At 66.9% G+C, this 24058-nt stretch carries 17 protein-coding genes, 1 pseudogene and 2 CRISPR repeat arrays; of the genes and pseudogenes, 8 read left to right on the top strand and 10 right to left on the bottom strand.

Features of this window, described 5'->3' with window-relative positions:
* Positions 1-382 precede the first annotated feature (382 nt).
* Together ACN27F_RS09940 and ACN27F_RS09945 are read right to left on the bottom strand one after the other, a co-directional pair.
* Complete coding sequence (locus ACN27F_RS09940) at positions 383-1273, bottom strand: replication-relaxation family protein (RefSeq protein ID WP_421432767.1); 891 nt, start codon at positions 1271-1273, stop codon at positions 383-385.
* A gap of 1187 nt (positions 1274-2460) precedes the next feature.
* The gene (locus ACN27F_RS09945) at positions 2461-3024 is read right to left on the bottom strand and encodes an NUDIX hydrolase (protein ID WP_421432769.1); all 564 of its coding nucleotides are present in this window, start codon (positions 3022-3024) and stop codon (positions 2461-2463) included.
* Positions 3025-3105: 81 nt separating this feature from the next.
* Here ACN27F_RS09945 and ACN27F_RS09950 point away from each other — a divergent pair, with 81 nt between their 5' ends.
* A complete protein-coding gene (locus tag ACN27F_RS09950) occupies positions 3106-3762 on the top strand; it encodes an HAD family hydrolase (RefSeq protein ID WP_421432771.1) in 657 nt (218 codons plus the stop codon).
* On the opposite strand, the gene ACN27F_RS09955 is transcribed toward ACN27F_RS09950, so the two are convergent.
* Positions 3763-4014 (bottom strand): hypothetical protein, encoded by a 252-nt coding sequence (locus tag ACN27F_RS09955; protein ID WP_421432774.1) that lies wholly within the window; start codon positions 4012-4014, stop codon positions 3763-3765.
* Positions 4015-4238: 224 nt separating this feature from the next.
* On the opposite strand from ACN27F_RS09955, the gene valS reads away from it, so the two are divergent.
* Positions 4239-6794, top strand: coding sequence for a valine--tRNA ligase (gene valS / locus ACN27F_RS09960; protein WP_421432777.1), 2556 nt, complete (start codon positions 4239-4241; stop codon positions 6792-6794).
* A 35-nt stretch (positions 6795-6829) separates the two neighbouring features.
* Here the strand turns inward: valS and ACN27F_RS09965 are convergent, their stop codons facing one another.
* The 6 genes from ACN27F_RS09965 to ACN27F_RS09990 all read right to left on the bottom strand — a co-directional run bounded on the left by ACN27F_RS09965 (position 6830) and on the right by ACN27F_RS09990 (position 13485).
* Positions 6830-7837, bottom strand: coding sequence for a glycosyltransferase family 4 protein (locus ACN27F_RS09965; RefSeq protein WP_421432780.1), 1008 nt, complete (start codon positions 7835-7837; stop codon positions 6830-6832).
* Positions 7834-8757 carry a glycosyltransferase family 2 protein gene (locus tag ACN27F_RS09970; RefSeq protein ID WP_421440084.1) on the bottom strand — a complete coding sequence of 308 codons (924 nt, stop codon included), beginning with the start codon at positions 8755-8757 and terminating at the stop codon, positions 7834-7836. The genes ACN27F_RS09965 and ACN27F_RS09970 overlap by 4 nt, the downstream gene beginning before the upstream one ends.
* Entirely contained in the window at positions 8754-9689 is a 936-nt protein-coding gene (locus ACN27F_RS09975) for a phosphotransferase family protein (protein WP_421432781.1), read from the bottom strand. Before ACN27F_RS09975 ends, ACN27F_RS09970 begins: the two co-directional genes overlap by 4 nt.
* A 4-nt stretch (positions 9690-9693) precedes the next feature.
* Positions 9694-11187: a B12-binding domain-containing radical SAM protein gene (locus ACN27F_RS09980; protein WP_421432784.1), complete on the bottom strand. Its 1494-nt coding sequence runs from the start codon at positions 11185-11187 to the stop codon at positions 9694-9696.
* A gap of 220 nt (positions 11188-11407) precedes the next feature.
* Positions 11408-12343 (bottom strand): phosphotransferase, encoded by a 936-nt coding sequence (locus ACN27F_RS09985; RefSeq protein WP_421432787.1) that lies wholly within the window; start codon positions 12341-12343, stop codon positions 11408-11410.
* A complete protein-coding gene (locus ACN27F_RS09990; RefSeq protein ID WP_421432790.1) occupies positions 12340-13485 on the bottom strand; it encodes a hypothetical protein in 1146 nt (381 codons plus the stop codon). The genes ACN27F_RS09985 and ACN27F_RS09990 overlap by 4 nt, the downstream gene beginning before the upstream one ends.
* An 867-nt stretch (positions 13486-14352) precedes the next feature.
* Here ACN27F_RS09990 and ACN27F_RS09995 point away from each other — a divergent pair.
* The gene (locus ACN27F_RS09995) at positions 14353-14736 is read left to right on the top strand and encodes a hypothetical protein (RefSeq protein ID WP_421432792.1); all 384 of its coding nucleotides are present in this window, start codon (positions 14353-14355) and stop codon (positions 14734-14736) included.
* Positions 14737-15504: 768 nt separating this feature from the next.
* Here ACN27F_RS09995 and ACN27F_RS10000 read toward each other — a convergent pair.
* Positions 15505-16305, bottom strand: coding sequence for a hypothetical protein (locus ACN27F_RS10000; RefSeq protein WP_421432794.1), 801 nt, complete (start codon positions 16303-16305; stop codon positions 15505-15507).
* 536 nt (positions 16306-16841) lie between these two features.
* Positions 16842-17481: direct repeats of the CRISPR family, unit length 29 nt; unit sequence CGGAACACCCCCACGTGCGTGGGGAGGAC.
* Positions 17482-17574: 93 nt separating this feature from the next.
* Here ACN27F_RS10000 and ACN27F_RS10005 point away from each other — a divergent pair.
* The 5 genes and pseudogenes from ACN27F_RS10005 to cas3 all read left to right on the top strand — a co-directional run bounded on the left by ACN27F_RS10005 (position 17575) and on the right by cas3 (position 24030).
* A pseudogene (locus tag ACN27F_RS10005) lies at positions 17575-18808 on the top strand (IS3 family transposase).
* A 39-nt stretch (positions 18809-18847) separates the two neighbouring features.
* A CRISPR array of direct repeats spans positions 18848-19792; the repeat unit is 29 nt; unit sequence CGGAACACCCCCACGTGCGTGGGGAGGAC.
* Between the two features lie 117 nt (positions 19793-19909).
* Positions 19910-21574, top strand: a complete 1665-nt coding sequence (locus ACN27F_RS10010) for a CRISPR-associated endonuclease Cas3'' (RefSeq protein WP_421432797.1) — start codon at positions 19910-19912, stop codon at positions 21572-21574.
* Positions 21575-21658: 84 nt separating this feature from the next.
* Positions 21659-22489, top strand: a complete 831-nt coding sequence (locus tag ACN27F_RS10015; RefSeq protein ID WP_421432800.1) for an IS5 family transposase — start codon at positions 21659-21661, stop codon at positions 22487-22489.
* Entirely contained in the window at positions 22486-22893 is a 408-nt protein-coding gene (locus ACN27F_RS10020) for a hypothetical protein (RefSeq protein ID WP_421432803.1), read from the top strand. The genes ACN27F_RS10015 and ACN27F_RS10020 overlap by 4 nt, the downstream gene beginning before the upstream one ends.
* Positions 22894-22950: 57 nt before the next feature.
* Entirely contained in the window at positions 22951-24030 is a 1080-nt protein-coding gene (gene cas3, locus ACN27F_RS10025) for a CRISPR-associated helicase Cas3' (RefSeq protein WP_421432805.1), read from the top strand.
* Positions 24031-24058: the final 28 nt, after the last annotated feature.

Consider the following 24058-nt stretch of genomic DNA (forward strand, 5'->3'; position numbering starts at 1 on the left):
TCACGACCTGGACGTAGCCCTCGACCCGGCTACGTCCCGAGCTGGCGTCCGGGTCACCTGATGCGGTCGCGACAGGCCACCTCCCCGGACCAGGCCACACGCGCCGCCCCCGGGCCACCCGGCCGTACGGACCGGACGGGTAGCCAGGTGGGCCCGGCCCGCTGGCCCAGGACCGTGAGCGGACCGGACCATCTGGGGGTCGCGGACCGGCCCGGCGCGGGCCGGGACGATACCTCTGCCCTCGCACTTTCGGGGCTGGCTGGTTCTGTCACCGGTCTGTCAGCCGCCTCCGGTGCGGCGCTGACAGACCGGCGGGAGGACCACCCCGCTGCGGCGCCGTACGGGCAACGGACAACGACGGCGGTCGGTGATCTGTCAACGGTCACGCCGCCGCCTCCTCGGCCAGGTGACGGTCGTCGACGACCCACACCGCCAGGTCGGCGAGCGTCTGTCGTGGTCCGTCGCCGCCGGCCACGGCCCACACCGCCCCGGCGGGGCTCAGGCCCGCCCTGGTGGCGTGGTCACGGGCTCCGGTGGCGACCGGCACCAGCGGCGGCGTATCGGCCAACAGCAGGCGCAGGTTACGTTCCCGGGCTGCGGAGTGCAGCCAGAACAGCACCGGCCACACCCGGCCCAGCCTGCCGAACAACTCCTCGTAGCCGGCCAGCTTGCGGGTCAGCACCGACAACTGCTCACCACCGGTGTCGAACTCGACGAAGAACGGCACCCCGACACCCCGCACCGTCCACAGTCCGTAGCCGTCCGGGCGTACCCGAGGCTGAAAGGCGCGCACCAGACCCGGATCCTCCGGCCGGGTGAACGCCCCCGAGCGTTGGCACGCCGCCTCCGACAACCACCGCCCGAGACGGGCCTCAGGGTGGGTGCGGGCGTAGCCGGCCAGGTCGGTGAAAAAGCCGTTCACCCCGAGCCGGTGCTCCAAGGTGCGGCTCGACGTCCACCGGCGCCGCTCCACCCGGGCATGATCCCGACGCGGTGGCCGCTCATCACGGCCAGCGGCCACGACCTCCGCGCCGAGCTGGTCAATGACGTAGTGATACGGGTACGAGCCGCCGTCGGCGCGCTGCGGCCGGAACCGCCCCACCAACCGCAACCGGTACAACGTCAGCAACCGGCGCTGACAGAAATCCAGCGACGGGAACAGGGCGTCCGCGATCTGGAACGAGGTCAGCACCCCGTGGTCGTAGAGCCAGCCCAGCAACACCCGATCCCGGGCAGTCAACTGCGACTGCACCCGCAGAACCGGATCATCCATCCACCATCACCTCCTCTCCGATACGCATACGAGCCCCCCGGGGGGGGGAGAGACCCGAGACCAGCACAGGTCTGTCGCAGGACAACCAGCCCTCGCTGACAGACCGCCCGACCTGCGGTGTAAGACGGAACCAGGGGTCCGTCCGGGGGACCGGTCCAAGACCGACCCCAACCCGGACGGCAAGCCCGACCCCCGAACGGGGGTCAAGCCGGAAACTGTCACCGCCACCAGCAACGGCAGCGGTCGAAAACATGGGGAAAAACAACAGAACTCCTCGTCGAAGACGACACCGACACCAGCGGAGCCGGCACCGGATGAATGAAAGCCGCAGACCGCGCCCACCAGGCGGCAAGCGACACCCGACAGGCAGCGGTAGCAGCGCAACGCCCCCCAAACCGAGGGCAAGGCAGCACAAACACCACTATGGACATGTCAAGGATCGAGCTGTCCCGAAGCAGGGACGACCATGCGGCAACGCAGACGTGCAGGAAGACATGCGCGACGACGTAGCCGAACCGACACGCAGCCGGTTCTGGCAGGGACTGGTCGAGCACAGTTCAGAGACAGGGCAACGCCGACGCGGTCAGCCACCAACGGCGCTGGCTACCCACCGGCTCACCCAGCCGGGAGAAGATCCTTCATGACGGTCCCCCTGTCGCTCATGACCATCGACGGCCTACCCACGTATCCGGGCCCGCAACGATCGACGACGCCGGCGAAGGAGCGCCACCAGACCAGCCGATCGAACCCGGCAGGCAGACCACCGAACGGTCGCACGTGTCCCAGTACGCTCCACCAGCAGCACCCTGTCAACCACCATCGCCAGCCACCGATCACGGCCCCTCTGGACTCAGCGGGACTCCCCCGGACCAGGCGACTCGGATCCGCATTGGCCAGGACGGAGATGCCGCCCGGAAAGGCGAAAAAATCTTGGCACGCACGAACTCTTGTCTCAAGATGTGAGACGTCGATTCGTCGGCGACGTTCACCCGGCTTGCGCACGTGCAGTCCGGTGAGCCGGAGCAAGCCGGCGCGGTGGGGGTGCAGGCAGCACAAGCCGCTGAGAATCTGAGATCCGAACGGGCGCGCGCCTACCTCGCCACTCTCGCGGACCGCCTCACGCCGTACGCCGGGCTGCCGACGGTGCAGGAGTTTTCCGCGCGCGTACGGCCGCTACTCCAAACCGCCTAAAGTCGCCCTGTCGCTTTGGCCAGCAGCACAGCGAGCAGACCGGCGACAGACCCCGCACCGACGATCTCCCCGGCGTGGATTCGTTGCTCTACCTCCGTCAGCGGGACCCAGCCGATTCGCGCGGTCTCGTTGATGTCAGGCGCGGCGCCCGTGGGCTCGGCCCCTCGGGACAGGTAGATGATGTTCTGCTGATCGATGGTGCCGACCATCGGCTGGAAGCCCAGCAGCGGCTCCATGGTCCTGGGCCGCCAGCCGGTCTCCTCCTCGACCTCCCGCGCCGCACAGACGACTGGGTCCTCGTCGTGGTCAAGATAGCCACCCGGCAACTCCCAGACCCACCGGTCGATGATGAACCGGTGCCGCCACATCATCAACACGCGGTCGGCATCGTCCAGAACGATCACCATCGCGGCGGACGGCACCCTGAGTACGTACTGCTCGAACCGGACGCCGTCGGGTAGTTCAACATCGGCGACGCTCAGCACGGCACGCCTCGTGTCGTCGATGACCCGCTCGTCGTGGATCGTCCACTCACTTGCCCGCCGAGCACCGGCTCCCATGTACCGCACCCTATCGCCGCGTTGCTGGTCCGACTCGCGAGGCACGTTGATCCGGCTGGGCGCGCCGGGCACAATCGCCGGGTGATCGCGAGCGTGTTCTTCGATGTGGGCGAGACCATCGTCGACGAGTCCCGTGAGTACGGGACCTGGGCGGACTGGCTCGGCGTACCGCGCCACACCTTCTCCGCCGTCTTCGGGGCGGTGATCGCGCGCGGCCTCGACTACCGGGAGACCTTCCAGGTGTTCCGGCCGGGGTTCGACCTGGCCGAGGAGCGGCAACGCCGGACGGCGGCGGGGCAGCCGGAATCCTTCACCGAGGAGGACCTGTACTCGGACGCCCGGCCGTGTCTAGCGGCACTGCGCGAGTCAGGGCTACAGGTCGGCCTGGCCGGTAACCAGACAGCGCGGGCGGAGACAATCCTGCGGGTCCTCGACCTGCCGGTGGACATCATCGGCACCTCGGACGGCTGGGGCGTGGAAAAGCCCTCCGCGGCGTTCTTCGACCGGATAGTCACCGAGGCAGGTTGCCCGGCTAGCCAGGTGCTCTATGTCGGGGATCGGCTGGACAACGACATCCGACCGGCGCAGCAGGCGGGGATCGCGACCGCCCTGATCCGTCGCGGCCCGTGGGGACACATCCTCGACGACCAGACGATCATCGACCGCTGCCTGTTCCAGCTCGACTCGCTGGCAGAGCTGCCCGACCTCGTCCGCAAGCACAACGAGTCAGCTCGCTGACTATCCCGAAAGCGCGGCCCGGCCGGCGGTGAGAGCGGCGACGCGTTCGTCGAGCAGGGCGCCGTGTCGGCTGTCGACGAGCGTCGGACGGACGGCTCGGACCCGGTCGAGGCCGGTGCCGTACCAGTCGGTGTGTAGGGCGTCGACGGCCTGGCTGAGGTAGTCGGCGGCGCGGTCCCCGTCACCGCCATGCGCGGTGGCCAGGTCGGCGAGAACAACGCTGCGCTGCTTGACGCTGGTGCCGGTGAGCATGGCGAGCGCCTGGTTGAGCCGTCGGCGGCTTCGCTGTGGTCGCCGCTGGCGAGTGCGGCGTACCCGGCGAGGTAGCAACCCGGGTGGCGAGAGATTCTCGCTCGGCGCGCGGTGCACAGAGGGCAAAGAGGCATGAACAGCAACTATTCACCCTGCGCGGTCACGGTCGGAGCAAGGTAACTCCTTTGCCAGGCGTGCGACAGCCACCGGTAGCATGAACAGCTATGACTGACACCTCTGCGGGCTCTGCCGTGCCGTCGGCACCGTCGTTGAACGGGCTGGAAGACAAGTGGGCGCGTCGCTGGGAGGAGCAGGGCGTATACCGGTTTGACCGGTCCGCCGACCGGGACGGGGTGTATTCCATCGACACGCCGCCGCCCACGGTGAGCGGGTCGCTACACGTCGGTCACGTTTTCTCGTATACGCACACCGACGTCATCGCCCGGTATCAGAGGATGCGGGGCAAGGCCGTGTTCTACCCGATGGGTTGGGACGACAACGGCCTGCCCACCGAGCGCCGGGTCCAGAACTTCTTCGGGGTGCGCTGCGACCCGTCCCTGCCGTACGACCCGGATTTCACTCCTCCAGAGCAGCCGGGCAAGTCGGAGATCCAGGTGTCTCGGCGCAACTTCATCGAGTTGTGCGAGCGGTTGACGGTCGCCGATGAGCAGGTGTTCGAGTTGCTGTGGCGGCGGCTGGGGCTGTCGGTCGACTGGCAGATGACCTACCAGACCATCAACGCCGACTCACGACGGGTGTCGCAGCGGGCGTTTCTGAGGAACGTCAAGCGCGGTGAGGCGTACCTATCCGAGGCGCCGACGCTGTGGGACGTCACGTACCGGACCGCGGTCGCGCAGGCGGAGCTGGAGGATCGGGAGCGGTCCGGCGCGCACCATCGGGTCGCATTCCACCGGCCGGACGGCAGCCCGGTCTACATCATGACCACCCGGCCGGAGTTGCTGCCGGCGTGCGTGGCGCTGGTGGCGCATCCGGATGACGAGCGGTACCGCGACCTGGTCGGCACGACCGTCCGTTCGCCGCTGTTCGGGGTCGAGGTTCCAGTCACCGCACACCGGCTCGCGGCTCCCGACAAGGGCACCGGCATCGCCATGATCTGCACATTCGGCGACCTGACCGACGTCCTGTGGTGGCGCGAGCTGCAGTTGGCCACCCGGCCGATCATCGGCCGGGACGGTCGCATACTGGCGGACCCGCCGCCCGGCTTGAACGACCCGCAGGGACGCGCTGCCTACGCCCAACTGGTTGGGGCCACCATGCACACTGCTCGGGAACGGGTGGTGGAGCTGCTGCGCGCGTCCGGGGACTTGGCCGGCGAGCCGGAGAAGATCACGCATCCGGTGAAGTTCTACGAGCGCGGAGACAAGCCGCTGGAGATCGTCACCACCCGACAGTGGTACCTGCGCAACGGAGGCCGCGACACCGACCTGCGCGAAAAGCTGTTGGGACGGGGCCGGGAGCTGGCCTGGCAGCCGGAGTACATGCGAGCCCGCTACGAGAGTTGGGTCGGTGGTCTGACTGGGGACTGGCTGGTCAGCCGGCAGCGGTTCTTCGGGGTGCCGATTCCGCTGTGGTACCCCCTCGACGAGCAGGGTGAGCCGGTCTATGACAAGCCGATCCTGCCCGATGAGGCGGCGTTGCCGGTGGACCCGAGCGTGGACACCCCGCCGGGCTACCAAGCTGAGCAGCGGGGAACGCCTGGAGGGTTCGTCGGGGACCCGGACGTCATGGACACCTGGGCGACGTCCTCGCTGACCCCGCAGATCGCCGGCAAGTGGGGCACCGACGATGACCTGTTCCAGCGGGTGTTCCCGATGGATCTGCGTCCTCAGGCGCACGAGATCATCCGGACCTGGCTGTTCTCCAGCGTCGTGCGGTCGCATCTGGAGCATGGCAGCCTGCCGTGGTCGCACGCGGCGATCTCCGGCTGGGTCCTGGACCCGGACCGCAAGAAGATGTCGAAGTCCAAGGGCAACGTCGTCACTCCGTTGGCGCTGCTGGAGGAGTACGGATCCGACGCGGCGCGCTACTGGGCGGTCAATGGCCGGCCGGGTACGGACACCGCATTTGATACCGGGCAGATGAAGGTCGGCCGCCGGCTGGCGATGAAGATTCTCAACGCCAGCCGGTTCGTGCTCGGCCTGGGTTCTCCGGCCGAATCCGCCACTGTGACCGAGGCCTTGGACCGGGCGATGCTCGCGGAGCTGGCCAGCGTGGTGGATGAAGCCACTGCCGCGTTGGACAGCTACGACTACGCCCGAGCATTGGAGCGCACTGAGCAGTTCTTTTGGCGGTTCTGCGACGACTACCTTGAGCTGGCCAAGAGCCGGGGGTACGGCGAACGTGGCTCCGAGCCAGCCGAGTCTGCCCGCGCCGCACTGACCATCGCCCTGGCCACGCTGCTGCGGCTGTTCGCGCCGTTCCTGCCCTTCGTCGCCGAGGAAGTGTGGTCGTGGTGGCGCACGGGCACTGTTCACCAGGCTGCCTGGCCCAACGGTGACGAGCTGCGCGCGGCTGTCGGTGGTGCCGACTCCACCGCGCTGACCGTTGCCAGTCAGGTCATCGCCGCGATCCGCAAGGCCAAGTCGGAGGCGAAGCTGTCCATGCGAGCCGACGTGTCCAAGGTCCTGGTCCGCGCCGAGCCAGAGATGCTAGTCGCGCTCGGCAGCGTCTCGGATGACCTGTGCGCCGCCGGCCGGGTCGCCTGGCTGGACACCGAGGAAGCTGGCGAACCAGGACTGACCACCCTGGTGACGGTGTAGCCAGAGGGCAATCGACGATCGGGCGCGGGGATCGTTCAGTTGAAAAGCCGGACGATCCCTCGCACCGTCGCTTCGATGGGATAGGTTGCCGCGTGCGCCAGGCTGCGTGACCGCGCCTGCGTGAGCAGGGCGGGGTCTGCGGCGAGTTCGGCTATGGCATCCACGATGTCAGTTTCGGTGGGCGGCACCAGACGAGCGTGCTTGTGAACTTCCGGATAGCACAGGGCGCTGGGGCAAACGCAAGCCGCCCCGGCTGCGGCGTGCTCAAGCATGGCCACTCCAAAGCTCTCCTCCGCAGAGCAGCTGTAGGAGATGTCCACCTGCGACAGCAGCTGCCAGTACGATCGTGCCGAGTCGAAGTGTTCCACGAAGCGAACTCTGTCGCCGCCCTGCGCTTGCAAGGAGCGAGCTAGCGTCAGGACCTCTTCCCTGAACTCGGGTGGACTGTGCTGGTCGTCGAGCCAGGTCCCCGCCCTGCCGATCGTGACGCGAAGGCCCGGATCTCGTTTCAACACTTCCGCCGCGACCCGCAGGGCCTTGTCCGGATTTTTCTGGCTGCGCCACATGTGCGCCCACAAGACATGGACTCCGGCTTTTTCGCGGCGATCGTCTCTGGCTGCTCGGATGCCGTTGATATCCACGCCAAGCGGCAGGATCGACACCTCGCTGTCGACGCCTGTCTGTCGCAGGTTGCCTGCCGTGTACTCGCTGTTTGCGGCGAGTATTCGACAGATCAGGAGGGTGTCTTGGAGTACTGGCGTGATCATGTGCCGGTAGGTCTGATGTCGCCAGTCCCAACCGAGGAGCTGGTCGGGAAACAGTACCCAACCGACAACGTCGGCACCTCGATCAAATGCCGTCATCGGTGTGACGGCTGATTCCATGACGGAGGGAGAAAGAAGTATACGGCTGCCTGCAGGCGGCGTGGACATCTGGCGGGGAGGGCTGAGCCAGTTGCCGCTCACCCCGCCGAAGGAGTCCGCAAGCAACTCCAGCCCACGTTCCCCGAGAAGGCCATCCCACATGTTCGCAAGAAAAATCATCGGAACATCCTCCTACCGACGCGCGTCCGCGCAATACCGAGGATCGTCCCATTATGGAATAGCGCAGCCGTGATCATGAACGCAAAACAGTACGCGATGTTCGCTGAAGTTACCTGGAGACGCCGGACGACCCCCGCACAAGGGGTTATCTGCCGCGACAACGCGATCCACCGCCGAAGCAGGTGAGTCGCCTGACCAAGCTCGAGCTGATCCCACGCTGCGGCACCGAGTTGGCCGCGGAGCCGACCCATTCCGATTCCGTGGCGGACCTTTCTACCAATGAAGGACCGGTAGGTAGAAGGGTAGAGTACCGCAACTGCCGTTTCGACCAACTGCGGGAATGCCCCGGACAGGCGGAGCCGGCAAGCGAGTTCGATATCGTCGACCCGGTTTCCCGCTGACAGGTCGAGACTAACGCTATCAAAGACAGTTCGAGTGATTCCGAGATTTGGGAACGACACAAACTTGACCGTACCGTCGGCGGCACGCGCAGCAGTTCGGTAGTGATCAATGAGCTCGTCGCATCTCTCAAAGAACCCTTCGGTTCTGCTCTGAATCAAACCAGTCACAATTCCGTGCTCCTCGACGCCGAGTGCCATCCGAGCTGCCCAATCGGGCGGGACCACAACGTCGTCGTCGGTGAAAAGAAGAGTGTCGTAGGCAGCGTTGTCGACGCCGAGGCGTCGGGCGAAGGACGACCCGCGACGACGTCCGGTCCAGATGACCGTGACCGGATGGACTTTCGCCGCCGACATCCACTCAGCGGGTACTGTTCCAGGCGGGCTGTCTCGGACGAGCACGATTTCAGCGGGTCCCGGAAGTTGTGATAGAGAAACGCCGAGCGCCTGGATGCTGTCGGTGACGGTTTCTGGATCCCGGATTGAGGCGACGACTACCGACACTCCCTTCGACGGGATCATGGCGCCCACTCCAAAAGTGTCCGCATCGAATTAGCCAGATCGTCGCCATCAGGTCGTACCTTTCGACCGTTCTGCACTGACGGGTTCGCCGGAAGGTAGCTGAGCGTTTCGAGGCAGCGCAGAATACCTGCGGTGACGGCCGCGAGTCTCAGGTCTGGGCTGAGCTGGTCCAGGTGAAGCCGCAGCCCTTGGCGCAGATTTGGATCAATGATTCCTTCGGCGAGCAGGCCACCGTAGTTCAGGACGGGGTGGCCGCCGATCGGCAGCTCCCAGTCGATGATTGACGCACCTCGGGGACCAATGATGATGTTGCCAGGCTTGAGGTCAGAGTGCACCAGATTCGGTCTGTCGGTGCTGACGAGGTGCATGTTCTGGACCGCAAGTTCGACGGCCGCTGCCAGCAATGAAGGATCGGCGAGCCGCTCTCGACCGATTACGGCGGCGTACTCATCAACCTGGTGATGAGTCTGGCTACCGGCCCCGCCTATCTCCCCATCGGCGGTGTGCAGGTAACCGTGGGACAATACCGGTAGCGCCGAGATGTGGCGGATCGTGGTATCCATAAGGGGCGTAATGGCTGCAGCGATTGTCGATGCGTCCAGGTGCCGAGCCGCCGCACCCAGATCTTCGCCGGGTAACAGTTGGTATATGAGAAACGGGGTGCCGAAGACCGGGCAGGCGAGCCCCCAGGACTCCGGCCTTGGAGTAGGAGCACCTATCCGGGCAAGCCGAATCAGTGTCTCCAGCTCACATGAAAAGCGATCGAGGTCTCGCTGGAGATAGATCCGGAGCATCAGATCGGGGCTTCCCTGGGATGCGACACGGACAGACATGTTGGCGCTGCCGCCAGGCATTACCCTGATCAGCATTCCGTCGCCAAAGTGGGCGGCGGTAGCCGCCCTGATCTTGGCACTGACAGTCTCGGCGGTCATTCAGTTACCGATCCTCGGGAACGGAACCGCGGTGCTTGGCGAGCTGCCGGACGAGTCGATCTCCGAATCCGGACTTGGCGCGCAGCCAGATTGAGTCGGCGTATTCGTCGGTCACATGGTCGGGGTGGTACCAGGATCCCTCCTCGAATGAAGTGTATGGGTGTCGCAGGTTGGGCGGTTCGTGATTGAAGTCGAATCCGGCGAGCAACTCTCTGCGCATCTGACCCAGTGGAGTCCGTGGGTGATAGGAGTACATGCTCATGCTGACGTACTCGACAAGTTCCTGTTCACGGAGACGTGTTGCATAGTCGAGCGTAGCTTCAACTGATTGCGGCGTCTCGTATGGCAGGCCGAACAGCAACGACACCCCCAGTCGGATGCCTGAATCGTTGCAGTTCCGTATGCCTGAGTCGATCTGCTCGGTCCGGAGTTTTTTGTGCATCAGATCCAGGCTATGGTTCGAGTACTGCTCGATCGAGGCGTACAGGTACACTAGGCCAAAGTCCCGCATCCGCGCCAACTCTTTTAGGTCCTGGACCTGGTCGAATCGCGTCAAGGCGCCGACCTCCAAGCCGAGGCCATGAAATCCTTTCAACAGTTCGGCGAAGGCAGGGTCATCCTGAACGGTGCTGTCGTCGAGGAATACGGCACGAACGCCAGAACTTGCTAGTTCTTGTGCTTCGGCAAGGATGTGGGAGTGGGAGCGAGACTGGTAGGGCAGTCCTTCGGAGCAGAAGTTGCACCGGGCTCGGCAACCCCGGTGTGTGATCATCGTGACGGTAGGTTTCCGATGCCCGCCGGCATCCCTGAAGCAGTCAAAGTCGTACAGATCCTCCACCGGTAGCAGATGTCGCGGCACGAAGGGAAGATCGTCCAAGGGAAGCGGGTTCCGGAAACGAACCGCTCGCCGGTCTCCGTCGAATACGTAGACTAGATTGGCCGCGCCCGGCAAACGTGAAGTCTCGTCCCGACGGGAATGCACCCGCGCAGTCGCCTCGGCGGCATTCTCGGCTCCAATGGTTGCCTCCACCAACCAGCGCAGGATGTATTCGCCGTCGCCACCTACCGCGAAGTCCACTGCGCTGCCGGCATCCCCGTCCAGCGGGTGCAGTTCAGGTGTGCGGCGAAGCACGAACGGCTCGAGTACCTCATCCAGATGCGGACCCCCCTGAATGATGATCACATTAGGGAGGATCTCTCGTGCGACTCGCCCGAGAAGCAGAGCGACGTGCCAGGAGTCATATGTTGAGCTGATGGCGAGGTGAGTCGGCCGCTCGCGGTCGAGCATCGCTCGCCACAGCAACGCCGCTTCCTCCGTGAACACCTTCGGATGGTAGATACGGTCGCAGTAGGAGATGTCGATCTGACCGTTGTCCACCGAGTGCACGAGGGGTGCAATTGCGTGGAGCAGGCTGCTCGGGTAACAGTTGAAGAAGCGGTCGTGGGTATCACGGGTAGGAGCGAATGCGAACAGCAATCTCGGTTGAGTGGAATGCACAGGTTCTCCCCAGAGGTAGCCTGGCCGGCGCCGACCGCAGTGCGACCAACACGGCTGTGGTAGCAAACATCCCGCCCGCCGGTCTACTTACGTTCGCCAATGAACGATGATCCAGGGGCGGCAACCAGGTGTCAAACTAGTTACTCTGAGTGAATGATACGGAGAAGCGGTTGCCGTGACGACGACGCACGCCTGTCGGGACAGCGCCATACCTACGGGTCTACTGCCCCTGCCACCTAGTAGAACGGTCGGCCCGGGACAAAGTGTTCAAGCGGTGAGCGAGCTCGCCTCTGAGCCTGGGGTTGCCCGGAGCGAGCCGGATCAACGCGGTAAGGGTGCTGAGCTCCCGGATGTTGTAGAGGGTGTCGTAGCCGGGCCAGTGTCGCAGGTCATGACCGTAGGCGTGAGCGAAGGCGTCGACGGTGGCCGGGTCGACGCCGAAGCGGGTCTCCGCATAGGTGGGGATGAGGTCGATTTCGAGTGGGCCGATGCTGACGGAGTCCCAGTCGCCAAGGACGGCCCGGTGCGGGCCGGCGTTCCAGAGCAGGTTTCCCGTGTACAGGTCGGCGTGGATGAGTCCGTGCCCGAGAGGGAACTGCAGGCCGTGATACTCGTCGCGGAGTTCCTTGATGCGGCGGGTGAGCCACGTGTGTTCGTCGTCAGTCAGGGCCTGACGGGCGGCGGGTGCCTGAACGGTCGACGTGAGCGTACGAAGGGGCTGGTACTGCGGCAGCGACGGCGGGTTGTCAGGAACCTGGTGCAGTGCAGCCGCGAGCCGGCCGAGGATTCTTGTGTCAGGCCAGCCGGTGTGCTCGGGCTGCGCGTAGTAGCGCCAGAAGCTGACAACTGTCGGAGCGTCGGCTGGGCCGAGAATCAGTGGTTGGGCCTCCCCGCTGGGCAGGTCCGTGGGGGCGGTCGCCGGGAAGCCCTGGTCGAGCAGCCAGCGGGTCACGTTGATGGCAGTGCGCGCCTTGTCAACTACTCCAGGCCCGTACCCGATTCGGGCGACGACTGGCACGGCGTCGAGGAGATACACGGCATTGGCGAAGTGGCGGATCAGTCGCGCGCCCGACGGGTAACCGGCACGGAGGCAGGCTGCGTCCAGGGCCGCTTGGAGGTTTTCCGGTCGCCTGTGGCGATCCGCACCAGGGCTCACGTGCTGATCTCGTTAGCTGAGTGCCGGCGGCACTGCTCGACCAGGTCGTCGATAGTGCCACGCATCTGGTGCGCGAGTCGCGCGTTCTGGTAGCGCGCCGTTGCGAGTTCACGCTTGAGCACGGTCAAGGGCTGCACGAGGGCCGGGATACGCATCGTCGAGGGCTGGGCATGCACCACGGCGAGGGCTTCGGCGGCGCCGTCCAGGTCGCGCAGCGGGTCGGCGACGCGTGCGGCGGCGACGTCGACCCAGGCGAGGGTTTCATCGCCGTAGGACCGCTGGTCAGCCGGGCCGCTGGCGTATGCGGCGATAGCGGCCAGCGACGCGTCGTGAGCGGCAGCGGCGTCGCCGAGACGCAGGAAAACCGAGCCGGCGTAGAAGCTCTGCTTGGCCGGGGTGAACTGCAAAATCCCGCCTATGTCGTCGAACTCGTCTCGCTGACCAGCGTAGTGATCGGCGCTGAGGTCACGGGCCGCGCGAGCCCGGTTGAGGGCTTCTCTGGCCGCCGGTGCGTTCCCCAAGCTGGCGTGCGCGCGCGCCTCAATGCTCGCCAGCCGTACCAGCACGGTACCGGGCACCGGCGCCCGGCGGGCGTGAACGGTGGCCTGCCCTGCCAATCGGACACCTTGCCCGGCCGCGCCGTACCACTCTTGGGTCATCGCCTGGTTGCCCAGGACCCACGCGGTCAGCGTAGGACTGTCCGCGCGTTCAGCGCAGGCGAGCGCAGCCTGCGTCTGGATCATGGCAGCTTGCGGCGCGCCGAGGTCCCCCGAGGCGTAGGCGAGGACCGCGCACGTGGTCCCCGCGAGCAGATAGGTCTCCCGCAGCCGGACCGGGTCCGGATGGTTCCGGATCAGGGTGAAGAGATCATCGCGGAGATCAACCAGATCAGCGAAGACCGGTGTCAGTGGTGAGTAGACATACGCGTGCGTCAGCGCCGTCAGCCGGGCTCGCAACGAGGCCAGCGACAGCTCCCCAAGTCGGGTCGAGTCGGCCCAGAGCGCGAACTTCGCCGAGCCTCGAGCGGCGTCGTCCACCGCCCCGGGAGCGATGTCGCGGCCCGCTTGAAGATGTGCCCTGTGCGGAGGGTCTTGTTCGGCTGTCAGAAGCTGATCGACGGCGTATCCGAACTCTGCCTCCACGACCCGACAGGTACTCGGCCGTGGCGCTGTCCTCACCTCGCCACCGAGCCACCGGTCAAGCTGCCGCAGGCTCAACGTGAAGTCCCGAACGCCCAGGACTCGCGCTCGCTTCTCCAGTGCCCTGAGTGTCTCCTCACGCGTCAGGCGCCGGTCCGTCATGAGTCGTTGCATGAGCGTGATCCGCGGCCGGGCACCCATCACACCTCCTACGGTCGAACGTAGTTGTCAGTAGACACACCGTAGCGACGGGCAAAAAGCCGTTCAACGTCCGCTGCTGGGCCAACGGAAGTCCCGACGCCACCGGACGAGATGCCAGCGCGGCTCCGCATGTCAACCCGGCGGCAGTCCGAGGGCGGAGCGCCGTCGTCCCGACGTCCCGCGAACCCGGCCAAGAATGGGCCTTCGAACCGGCACGCCCCGGCTCACCGAGGTTGCTTCATTCCACAAGGTCCACGCCTGTTCCGGCATGGACGACTCGCAGCTAGAAGGAGGTTCTGATCATGGCTACGGAAACGGGGACCCAGGCCGACGGTGCAGCCGCCCCCGTGCGCTGGCGCGGAGCCGGTTCGACCGTTGTCGGACGGACAGCAGCGGGCAGCGCCGAGGACACGATGCTGACTGGACTCCACTCATGTTAAACTCCGCGACTTACCTCAGCACCGAGGCTCTGGACCGCTTGAACAGGGCGCAGCAGGTCGTGAACAAGCATCTCCTCGAGTGCAGCGCCTGCGGTTCCAACCGGCTTTGCTATGACCGCATCGAAGCCGAGCGCGTCTTCCTCCGCTACGGGCGCCTCCCGCGACGTACCCCTGGCCTCACCGGCACCGCCGCCACCAAGCGCACCGGTCTGACCTGGCACTACCGTCTATGAAGTTCCCCTGGGACCTGACCGATCCGCCGGCGAAACCACCGCCCGGCTGCCGCGACGGCCAGCGCTGGCGCACCGCCCACGCCCTCTACCGCGAACACGACCTCGAAGACACTGGCGCGCACTGCCGCTGCGGCGAGTCGTGGCCGTGCTCTACTCACCGCCGCGCGATTCGCGCCCTGGCGACCGCGTACCTACAAGCCGGCCCTGTCATGGTAGGCGCTTCAACGGCGCACGACGTCTGTCGCTGGTGCGCCCGCACGATCGTTTCGCACCCGGACCACGGTTGGATCCATCCCTACGACGGGTACGTCACCTGCGACCCGCCCCACCCCGACGTCTCGCCGGCCGCCACCGCCGAACCAACCACCACCACCCGGTAGACCGTCCCTGACGGTGCCCTCGGTCCAGCCCCGGCCAGACCGGTCCAACGGCTCCCGAGCGCCCGGCGAGCACCCAGCCGGCGGTACGGCGTACGGCAAAAGGCCCCGACCGGGCGGAAACCGCCGGTCGGGGCCTTGGTGTCTGGTACGCCGCGTAGGACTCGAACCTACAACCCGCGGATTAAGAGTATGAAATCTTCGATGCCGCGCTCTGCGGACTGATGCCAGTCAAGACCGTTTGAGCAGGTGAAGGAGCCGGTGGCATGCCCCCACGTGCCGCCGGCTCCCGCACCGTTTCGGGACGTACGGTCTCCCCACGGTCTCCCCCTGACACTCCAGCCGAATCAATCAATCCATTCCGGGCAATCCGGTCTCGCATAGTGATCCAGATAACAAGAATCTCGGTGAGGGCTGCCGTCGCAGAGCGAGCGGGGCACGCCGAATATGCCGCAGTACGACACGGTGCTCGCCGAGGCCGAGGGGAGAGCCGGCCTGGACCGTCGACGACCTGACCGCTCTGACGAGCCGGTTCGGGCTCGTCACCGCCGCCGGCATCGTCCAGCGGTTGACTCTCGCATCTGATCCGCCGGTGCCGACGGAGGTCCTTCCGCTCGGTGAGGAGAAAAGGAGCGGTGAAGACCCGCTGCGGTGGCGCTCCCGGTTCGGTCGTCTGTCCCAGCGGGTGCTGAACGTTCCTCGCCGAGGACGGTGATTTCGCACGGACGCGGATCACCACCACGGTCAACAGGATCGGCCGAGCGCCGAAGATCATCGGTGCTTGCGGCGTAGTGCCTTCAGCCGGGCTGCCCGGTCCGCGCTCCGCGGGTCCTCCGGCTCGGCAACCGCCGGCCACGGTGTCGCGGGCGGCGCGGACAGCCTGAGCTTCACCGCGACCGCCTGCATGATTCGGGTGACGTCCTCGGCGGCCAGCCTGGCCGTGACACCCGGCGGCCGGTGCAACAGCCGCTGGAGCGGAAACCGGAAGTCGGCCCGGACGATACGGCCGCCGGTGCGCACAGCGCCACTGTCATCGTCGGTGAGCTCAATGACGAGGTCCAGCCGCTCACGGCCGGCAACCGCCCACCACGACCGCCAATCGTCGCGGGCGTCCAACGCCGTGGCGATCTCGTGGACGGCGTCGGCGTAGGAGAGCCAGTGCCCTGCGCTTCCGAACACCAGCGGCCGGCACCAGCCCGGTGGCCCGGCGATCTCCTCGAACACTCGGCCCAGCCGGTCGGCTTCGCTGAAGGACCACCGCCGCGTCGTCACGACGGCCGGGTCCGCACGGACCGACCCGTACACGTCGGGCCCGGCCGCGACCACCGCCAGTAGCAGATTCTCCAGCGCCGTACCGGTCAGGGGCAGCGGCTCGACACCCGGAGGATCCGACACATCGCCGACCAGCAGGCCCTGGAGCCGGCTTCCGTCCAGGGCCCGCACCATCTCGTCGACGCGCTGCTGCAACGCCGCCGCCAGGTCACCCAGCTCGCCGCACAGGCGCGCCACCGTTCGCTCGTCGGCCACCCCGCCGAGCGAACGGATCAACGCCCAGAACTCCTCATCGGTCACGAGAACACGTCCTCGAAGACGGGCCGGTCCGCGCCCCGAAGCGGGGCGCGGACCGGCCGGATGTCAGCGGCAACTACCGTACTGCCCGGGCGGGCAGTGCCAGTGTCGGGCGACGTACTTTAGGATCTGCGCGGCTTCCCAGCGACGGGCGTTGTACCAGCCGTGGAGTCCTCACCGGGCCCCGGATCATGCCGGCCACCTGGGAGAACCCGATGTTGAGATCCTGGCCGCCGGCGAACCACCGGCGCCGGACCTCCTTCGGACTTCTGCTGTCCGCAGCCCGGAGACAAATGTCCGCTGACCCGAATCATTCCCTGGCCGCTGGCAGGTCGACGGCTACGCGTACCGGATCCAGGCGGAAAACCCCTCGTGCGTGGGGAGGACTCAGGCGAGGTCAGTCGCAGCCAGAAGACTCGCGAACACCCCCACGTGCGTGGGAAGGACTTGTTCGCCGTGATCTGGTCCCAGGCCACGATCGGAACACCCCACGTGCGTGGGGAGGACATCGACTCCGGGTCGGCCCACCAGCAGGCCTGCGGAACACCCCCACGTGCGTGGGGAGGACTCCATGCCGCCGAGGCCGACCGTGGTGCGGGTGGGAACACCCCCACGTGCGTGGGGAGGACTGGATGATCTCCGTACGCGCTGTTCGGGGTACCGGAACACCCCCACGTGCGTGGGGAGGACACAGCGACGCGGCTGAGTAGATCGCGCCACACCGGAACACCCCCACGTGCGTGGGGAGGACGCCGCCACCCTGCTGACGACCTGGTCCTACGGCGGAACACCCCCACGTGCGTGGGGAGGACGCAGCACTGACACGGACCTGGCTCGCCGTCCTCGGAACACCCCCACGTGCGTGGGGAGGACGTGCTCTTCGTAGACGGCTATGACGCCGTCGGCGGAACACCCCCACGTGCGTGGGGAGGACGGCTTTGATCCAGGCGATGACGAGGGTTCCGGCGGAACACCCCCACGTACGTGGGGAGGACAAGTTCCGCAGTGCCGATCTGGAGAGCACCATCGGAACACCCCCACGTGCGTGGGGAGGACGGCAAGCCACTGGTGGAACATGGTGGCCTCCGCGGAACACCCCCACGTGCGTGGGGAGGACTCGCTGCCGATGTCCAGCGTGCGGCCGTTCTCCGGAACACCCCCACGTGCGTGGGGAGGACACCCTGCGCGACATCCGCGCGGCCATCACCAACGGAACACCCTGTCCCGCACCGGGTTTGATGGAGACATCGAAACCTGGGAGGAACACCAGCGATGCCCGCACCGAAGAAGTACTCCGACGAGCTGCGTGAGCGTGCGACCCGGTTGGCCCTCGACGCGCGCCGGGACCCGGCGTCCGCTGTCGGCGCGATCCGGCGGATCGCCGACCAGCTCGGCGTGCACCCCGAGGCGCTGCGGGTCTGGGTGAGGCAGGCCGAGACCGACGCCGGCGACCGTCCGGGCACCACCAGCGGCGACGCCGACCGCATCGCCGCGCTGGAACGGGAGGTCCGTGAGCTGCGGCGGGCGAACCAGATCCTGAAATCCGCCGCGAGTTTCTTCGCGGCGGAGCTGGACCGTCCGTCGCGATGAGAGTGGAGTTCGTCGACTCCCAGAAGGCCGAACACGGTGTCCAGCCGGTCCTGCGGGCGCTGCACGACACGCCGGCCGGGATCGCACCGTCGACCTACTACGCCGCCAAGGCCCGCCCCGCCTCGGCCCGATCGAGGCGCGACGAAGAGCTGACCGCGATGATCGCACAGGTCCACGCTGCCAACTACGGCGTCTACGGAGCCCGCAAGATCTGGCACGAGCTGCACCGGCAGGGCGTCAACGTGGCCCGGTGCACGGTCGAGCGGCTGATGCGTGAGTCCGGACTGCGTGGGCTGCTGCGCGACAGGTCACCGCGCACGACCCGGCCCGCCGCCGAGACCAGCCGGCCCGCTGACCTGGTCGAACGCGACTTCACCGCGGCGGGCCCGAATCGGCTGTGGGTCGCCGACCTGACCTACGTGCGTACCGCCGTGGGTTGGGTGTACGCGGCGTTCGTCCTCGACGTGTACTCCCGGGTGATCGTCGGCTGGCAGGTGGCCACCAGCCTGTACACGGATCTGGCGCTCGACGCGCTGAAGATGGCGATCTGGCGCCGCGAGAATCAGGGCGCTGACCTGGGCGGACTCGTGCACCACTCCGACCGGGGAGTTCAATATCGAGCGATTCGCTACAGTCAACGGCTCGCCGAGGCGGGCGCCGTCGCCTCGGTCGGCTCCCGGGGCGACTCGTACGACAACGCCATGGCCGAGGCGTTCAACTCCCTGTACAAGGCCGAACTCGTCCGCAACACCGGTCCGTGGCGCGGCCTCGACGACCTGGAGATGGCCACCGTCGAGTACATCGACTGGTACAACAACCGCCGCTGCACGGCGAGCTCGGCCACGTCCCGCCCGCCGAGTACGAAGCGCTACACGCGATGACCCACCCGGTCACCGCATCCCTGAAAACCAGATAACCAACTCTCCATCAAACCCGGGGCTTGACAGAGTTTCTGCGGAACACCCCCACGTGCGTGGGGAGGACGCGGTCGGCCCGGTTCGGCACCGGGCCCGGTGCGGAACACCCCCACGTGCGTGGGGAGGACGAGTTGTCGTTACTCGGGTTTCCCTGAAGTAGCGGAACACCCCCACGTGCGTGGGGAGGACCGTGCCCCCGCGTGCTCGGCCTCAAGTAGCTCCGGAACACCCCCACGTGCGTGGGGAGGACGTCACGATGCTGCCGACCGCCGCCACCAGCGCCGGAACACCCCCACGTGCGTGGGGAGGACTCGTTGAGGTTGCGGCCGTAGGCGGCCAGCACCGGAACACCCCCACGTGCGTGGGGAGGACCGTGGCGTGGTGGTGCACATCGCCGCCGGCTACTGGAACACCCCCACGTGCGTGGGGAGGACGATGGCGATCATCACCGCCGCCTCGACCTCGTCGGAACACCCCCACGTGCGTGGGGAGGACTCCGCGCGGGCTGGGCGGAAACGCTGGAGCTCCGGAACACCCCCACGTGCGTGGGGAGGACAGCTGGACCGACAGGCTGAGTCTCTGGTCAGCCGGAACACCCCCACGTGCGTGGGGAGGACCAGGACAACGTCGACCAGATAGCTGGTCGCGACGGAACACCCCCACGTGCGTGGGGAGGACTCGGCCGGGCTGGACGCCTCGGACCGGAGCAGCGGAACACCCCCACGTGCGTGGGGAGGACATGGGTCCGGCCGCCGACATCGTGGAGCCCGCCGGAACACCCCCACGTGCGTGGGGAGGACTCGATGGCGTCGTCGAGACCGGAGAACGCGGTCGGAACACCCCCACGTGCGTGGGGAGGACCCGCGTGCGGTGCCGTGGCCGTTCCGGTTCGGCGGAACACCCCCACGTGCGTGGGGAGGACCGGGAATGATGAATTGTCCGTACGTCCGGGCGGGGAACACCCCCACGTGCGTGGGGAGGACACTTCGCGACCTGCGGCGTTACGGGGTGGGGCGCGGGTTTTGGTTGGTGTGGTGGAAGTGTCGTACGCCTGTGGTTGCATGCGGCTGCTGTCGTGATCGTGAGTGGGGGATATCGGAGTGAGCGCCGATCGGGAGTGGGTCGATGCTGGGATCTGGGGGAAGTCTAGGGGGCTGGTGCGGCCGTACCCGTTGATCTGGCATCTGATCGACACGGCTGCGGTAGCCGGTGTGTTGTGGGATCGGTACTTGGCTGCGAATCAGCGCAGGATCATCGTGGAGGGCTTGGCCGTTGATGAGGGGCACGCCAGGTCGTTGATCATGTTCTGGGCCGGGTTGCATGACGTCGGTAAGGCGATACCTGGATTCCAGAAAAAGCACGAGGGTGCGTTCGCCGCGTTGCGCCGCGACGGCACCTATGAGGACTATCGCGGCGATTGCTCTTTGAACCACGACGTCGCTGGTCAGTTGGCGTTGCCGGAGCTTCTGGGTGCTCTCGGCTATCCGCAGTTGGGGCGCCGGGCCAGCGGTCGCCTGGCGTACCGGGTGGGGCAGGTCGTCGGTGGCCATCATGGTCGTTTTCATCAGACCAGCAGTCCTCATGGTGGGCGCCTGCAGTTGGGCGGGGGTCGCTGGGGTCGGCAGCGTGAGGCGTTGGTGCGGCTGGTTCATGGGGCGGTAGGTTCGCCCGCGCCGCCTGCGGCGGTGGATGCGGCGGCGTGTGTTCTGATCACGGGGCTTGTGATCTTGGCGGACTGGTTGGCGAGTCAGGAACACTTCCTTCGTCGGCAGCTGTCACAGGTGCCGGAGTTGGTGACGGTAGAGTCCGCTGGGGCTCATCTCTCGGCGCTGACCGGGCCGGCCGTGGGCTTGGTCGATGAGGCTGGGCTGGCGGTTCCGTCATATCGTGCGGCTGGTTTCGCCGATCTGTTCCCGCACCGTCCGAACGCGCTTCAGCGGTCGGTTATCGACGAGTTGCTGCCGGTGGTGGATGGTCCGGGGCTGCTGGTCGTGACGGCGGCGACGGGGGACGGTAAGACGGAAGTGGGATTGGAGGCGGCCCGCCGGTTGGCCGAGGTGTGTGGCGCGAGTGGTTTCTTCTTCGCGTTGCCGACGATGGCGACCTCGGACCAGATGTACCGGCGGGTGCGGGAGTTCGCGGTCAGGCTGGCTGATGGACCGGCGCCGGTCACGCTGTTGCACAGCATGTCGTGGTTGAACGCCGATTATGAAGCGCGGGCGGCTGTTGAGGTCGATGAGTTGGGTGCGGTGGTGTCCGACGACCCGGCCGGTCATGTGGTGGCGCCGGAGTGGCTGCGTGGCCGCAAGCGTGGACTGTTGGCCCCGATGGCGGTGGGCACGGTCGATCAGGCGCTGCTAGCCGCTTTGACTACCAAACACAACGCGCTGCGGTTGCTCGGCCTGTCGGGCAAGGTGTTCATCGTCGATGAGGCGCACTCCTACGACGAGTACATGAGCGCGTTGTTGCGGCGGCTGCTGAGCTGGTTGGGGCGGTACGGATGTCCGGTGGTGCTGCTGTCGGCGACGTTGCCGTCATCGCAGGCGTCGGCTCTTGTCCGGGCGTATCAGGAGGACGCCGGGGTGGAGCCGGCTCGGGTGTCCGTGCCGTATCCGGGCTGGACGTTCGTGCCCGCCGCGAAGGCCGACGTGGTCACGATCTCGGCGACGGCGCGTGAGCAGGTCGTGGCGGGCCGCACGATGCGATTCCGCCTCGACGTCCGGCCGGTCCGGCATGCCACGGGACCTGAGAGGCTGGTTCGCTAGGTCTTGTCCATTGTGGGTTGGTCTGATCGTGCGGATGTGAACGTTGGTCGTAACCGGTGAGGACCCGACCGCGTTGGGTCGATCATGGGTGAACGCGCGGCGTATCCGAGTGACCTGACCGACGAGCAGTGGGCGGTGATCGGACCGTTCCTGCGGGCGTGGAAGACCCGCCACCCGTCGGTGTCCGGGCATCAGGGCCGCTACGAGCTGCGGGAGATCGTGAACGCCATCTTCTACCAGAACCGGACCGGCTGTCAGTGGGCGTACCTGCCGCACGACCTGCCGCCGAAGTCCGCGACGTACTACTACTTCGCCCGGTGGCGTGACGACGGCACCGACCAGGTCGTCCACGACCTGCTGCGCTGCCAGGCACGGGAGAAGGCCGGCCGTACCGAGGACCCGACCGCGGTGGTGCTGGACACCCAGTCGGTCCGCGTGGCCAACAATGTGCCCGCCGCGACGACCGGCAAGGACGCCGCCAAGAAGGTACCGGGGCGGAAACGGGGCCTGGCAGTGGACGCGTTGGGGCTGGTCATCGCGGTCGTGGTCACCGCCGCGTCGGTCACCGACAACGCCATCGGCATCCGGCTGCTCGACCGGGTCGTCGCGCACACCCCCACCGTGACCCGCGCGTGGGTCGACGCCGGGTTCAAACAGGACATGGCGCTGCACGGCGCCCTGGTCGGCGTCGACGTCGAGGTCGTCAAACGCGCCGACACCCGGCCCGGGTTCGTACCGGTCCGCAGACGGTGGATCGTGGAACAGACCCTCGGCACCCTCATGCTGCACCGCCGTCTCGTCCGCGAGTACGAGAGCCGACCGGAGTCCAGCGTGTCACGGACCTGGTGGGCGTCCACCGCGAACCTGGTCCGCCGACTCACCGGCACCAGCACACCCACCTGGCGGCACCGGTGAACCTCACCACGGTCCTCGACCTGATCACCCACCGGGAAACCACCGCCGGCCAGACAGCCGACCGGCTCCGCGAGCAGATCGCCACACTTACCGCCGAACTCGGCCGCGTCGACAGCGAACTGGCCGCCCTGGCGACCACCCGCACCACCCTGCGCGCGCTCGCCGCCACCGAGTTCACCGCCGACGACCCGACCTTCGCCAGCACCCCCTACCAGCAGATCCTGGAAGTCCTCGCCACCGCACCCGCCGGGATGCGGGCGAAGGGCATCTGCCTCGCGCTCGGCGTCGAACCCTCACCGAAACACGTCGAAGGCACCCGCGCGAAGCTCAAACGCATGGTCAACCGCCAGGTCCTCACCGAAGACGAGCCCGGAGTATTCACTCTCGCCCCGAAAAGGACGTAATCTTCCGAACTGCCCTCTGAGGTGGACCCGCTGGATCGTCGAGGTGTCATACGGCAGGTGCTGGCGCCGGTGGCGTCAGGCGGTGGCTGCGCGGCCGTGGTCTGCAACACGGTCAACAACGCTCAGCAGACCTGGCGTCTGGTCCGTGACTGGGCGCCGACCGGCGTGGATGTGCTGCTGCTGCATTCCCGGTTCCCAGCTCGCCGCCGGGAGGAGATCACGGCGCAGATCACCGGCAGGTTGGGCAGGGACGGCGACCGGTCGGTTCCGGCAATCGTGGTGGCGACTCAGGTGATCGAGCAGTCGCTGGATCTGGACTTCGATCTGTTGGTGACCGACCTCGCGCCGATGGCCCAGTTGTTGCAGCGGGCGGGCCGGTGTCAGCGTCACCGCCGGGCCAGGCCGGCGTGGGCCGGACAACCGCAGGTGGTGGTGCTCGATCCGCGGGATGCGTCCGGTGACGGGCACGTCCGTCCGGTCGTGTGGGGTGACGTGTATGCGCGGTACCTGCTGCGGGCCACGCACCTGCGCCTGAAGGGGATCGACAGCATCGCCGTCCCGCAGTCTGTGCAGGAGCATGTGGAGGCGGTGTACGTTCCGGGGCCGATCGTCGACGATCCGGTGCTGAGCGCGGAGTATGACGAGTATTGGGCGCAGGGAACGGTGAAGCGGGGGGTCGCGGAACTGGGCGTCGTTCCTGACCCGGCGGAGGTGGCCGACCTGGCGGTGTTGAGTCACAACGACACACCGGAGTGGCTTGCGACGACGCGGCTGGGAGCGGACTCTGACCGGGTCCTGTGCTGCTACCTCGACGCCGACGGCCGGCAGTGGCTGGATCCGCACCGGCGGACCCCTCTGCCGCTGCGTGGCTCCGGTGCTGGCGGTCGGTTCAGGAACACGGAGGTTCGGACGGTTCTGCAGGAGACAATCCCGGTGCGGGCGAACCTCCTGCAGGGATACGAACCTTCCCTGGCCCTGCCTGCGAGTTGGGGTGACAACGGTTGGCTCAAGGACCTGCGGCCGCTGTGGTTCCAGATCGGTGAGGCCGGCCCGCAACCGGCTGTCTGGGGCAACAGGACGGCCCGACTCGACCAGGAAATCGGTCTCGAGGTGCTGTCGATCGGGGGAGCGCCGTAGTTCCGCTTTGGTCATCCATCCGACACGA

The organism is Solwaraspora sp. WMMB335 (genome assembly GCF_049179075.1).
In the GTDB taxonomy this organism is placed as follows: Bacteria; Actinomycetota; Actinomycetes; order Mycobacteriales; family Micromonosporaceae; genus Micromonospora_E.

Coding starts and splice junctions, on each gene's coding strand:
- valS (WP_421432777.1), top strand. CDS start 4,239: ATGACTGACACCTCTGCGGGCTCTGCCGTGCCGTCGGCACCGTCGTTG.
- ACN27F_RS09995 (WP_421432792.1), top strand. CDS start 14,353: ATGAAGTTCCCCTGGGACCTGACCGATCCGCCGGCGAAACCACCGCCC.
- ACN27F_RS09975 (WP_421432781.1), bottom strand. CDS start 9,689: ATGACCGCCGAGACTGTCAGTGCCAAGATCAGGGCGGCTACCGCCGCC.
- ACN27F_RS09940 (WP_421432767.1), bottom strand. CDS start 1,273: ATGGATGATCCGGTTCTGCGGGTGCAGTCGCAGTTGACTGCCCGGGAT.
- ACN27F_RS09965 (WP_421432780.1), bottom strand. CDS start 7,837: ATGATTTTTCTTGCGAACATGTGGGATGGCCTTCTCGGGGAACGTGGG.
- ACN27F_RS10015 (WP_421432800.1), top strand. CDS start 21,659: ATGGGTGAACGCGCGGCGTATCCGAGTGACCTGACCGACGAGCAGTGG.
- ACN27F_RS09970 (WP_421440084.1), bottom strand. CDS start 8,757: ATGATCCCGTCGAAGGGAGTGTCGGTAGTCGTCGCCTCAATCCGGGAT.
- ACN27F_RS09955 (WP_421432774.1), bottom strand. CDS start 4,014: ATGCTCACCGGCACCAGCGTCAAGCAGCGCAGCGTTGTTCTCGCCGAC.
- ACN27F_RS09945 (WP_421432769.1), bottom strand. CDS start 3,024: ATGGGAGCCGGTGCTCGGCGGGCAAGTGAGTGGACGATCCACGACGAG.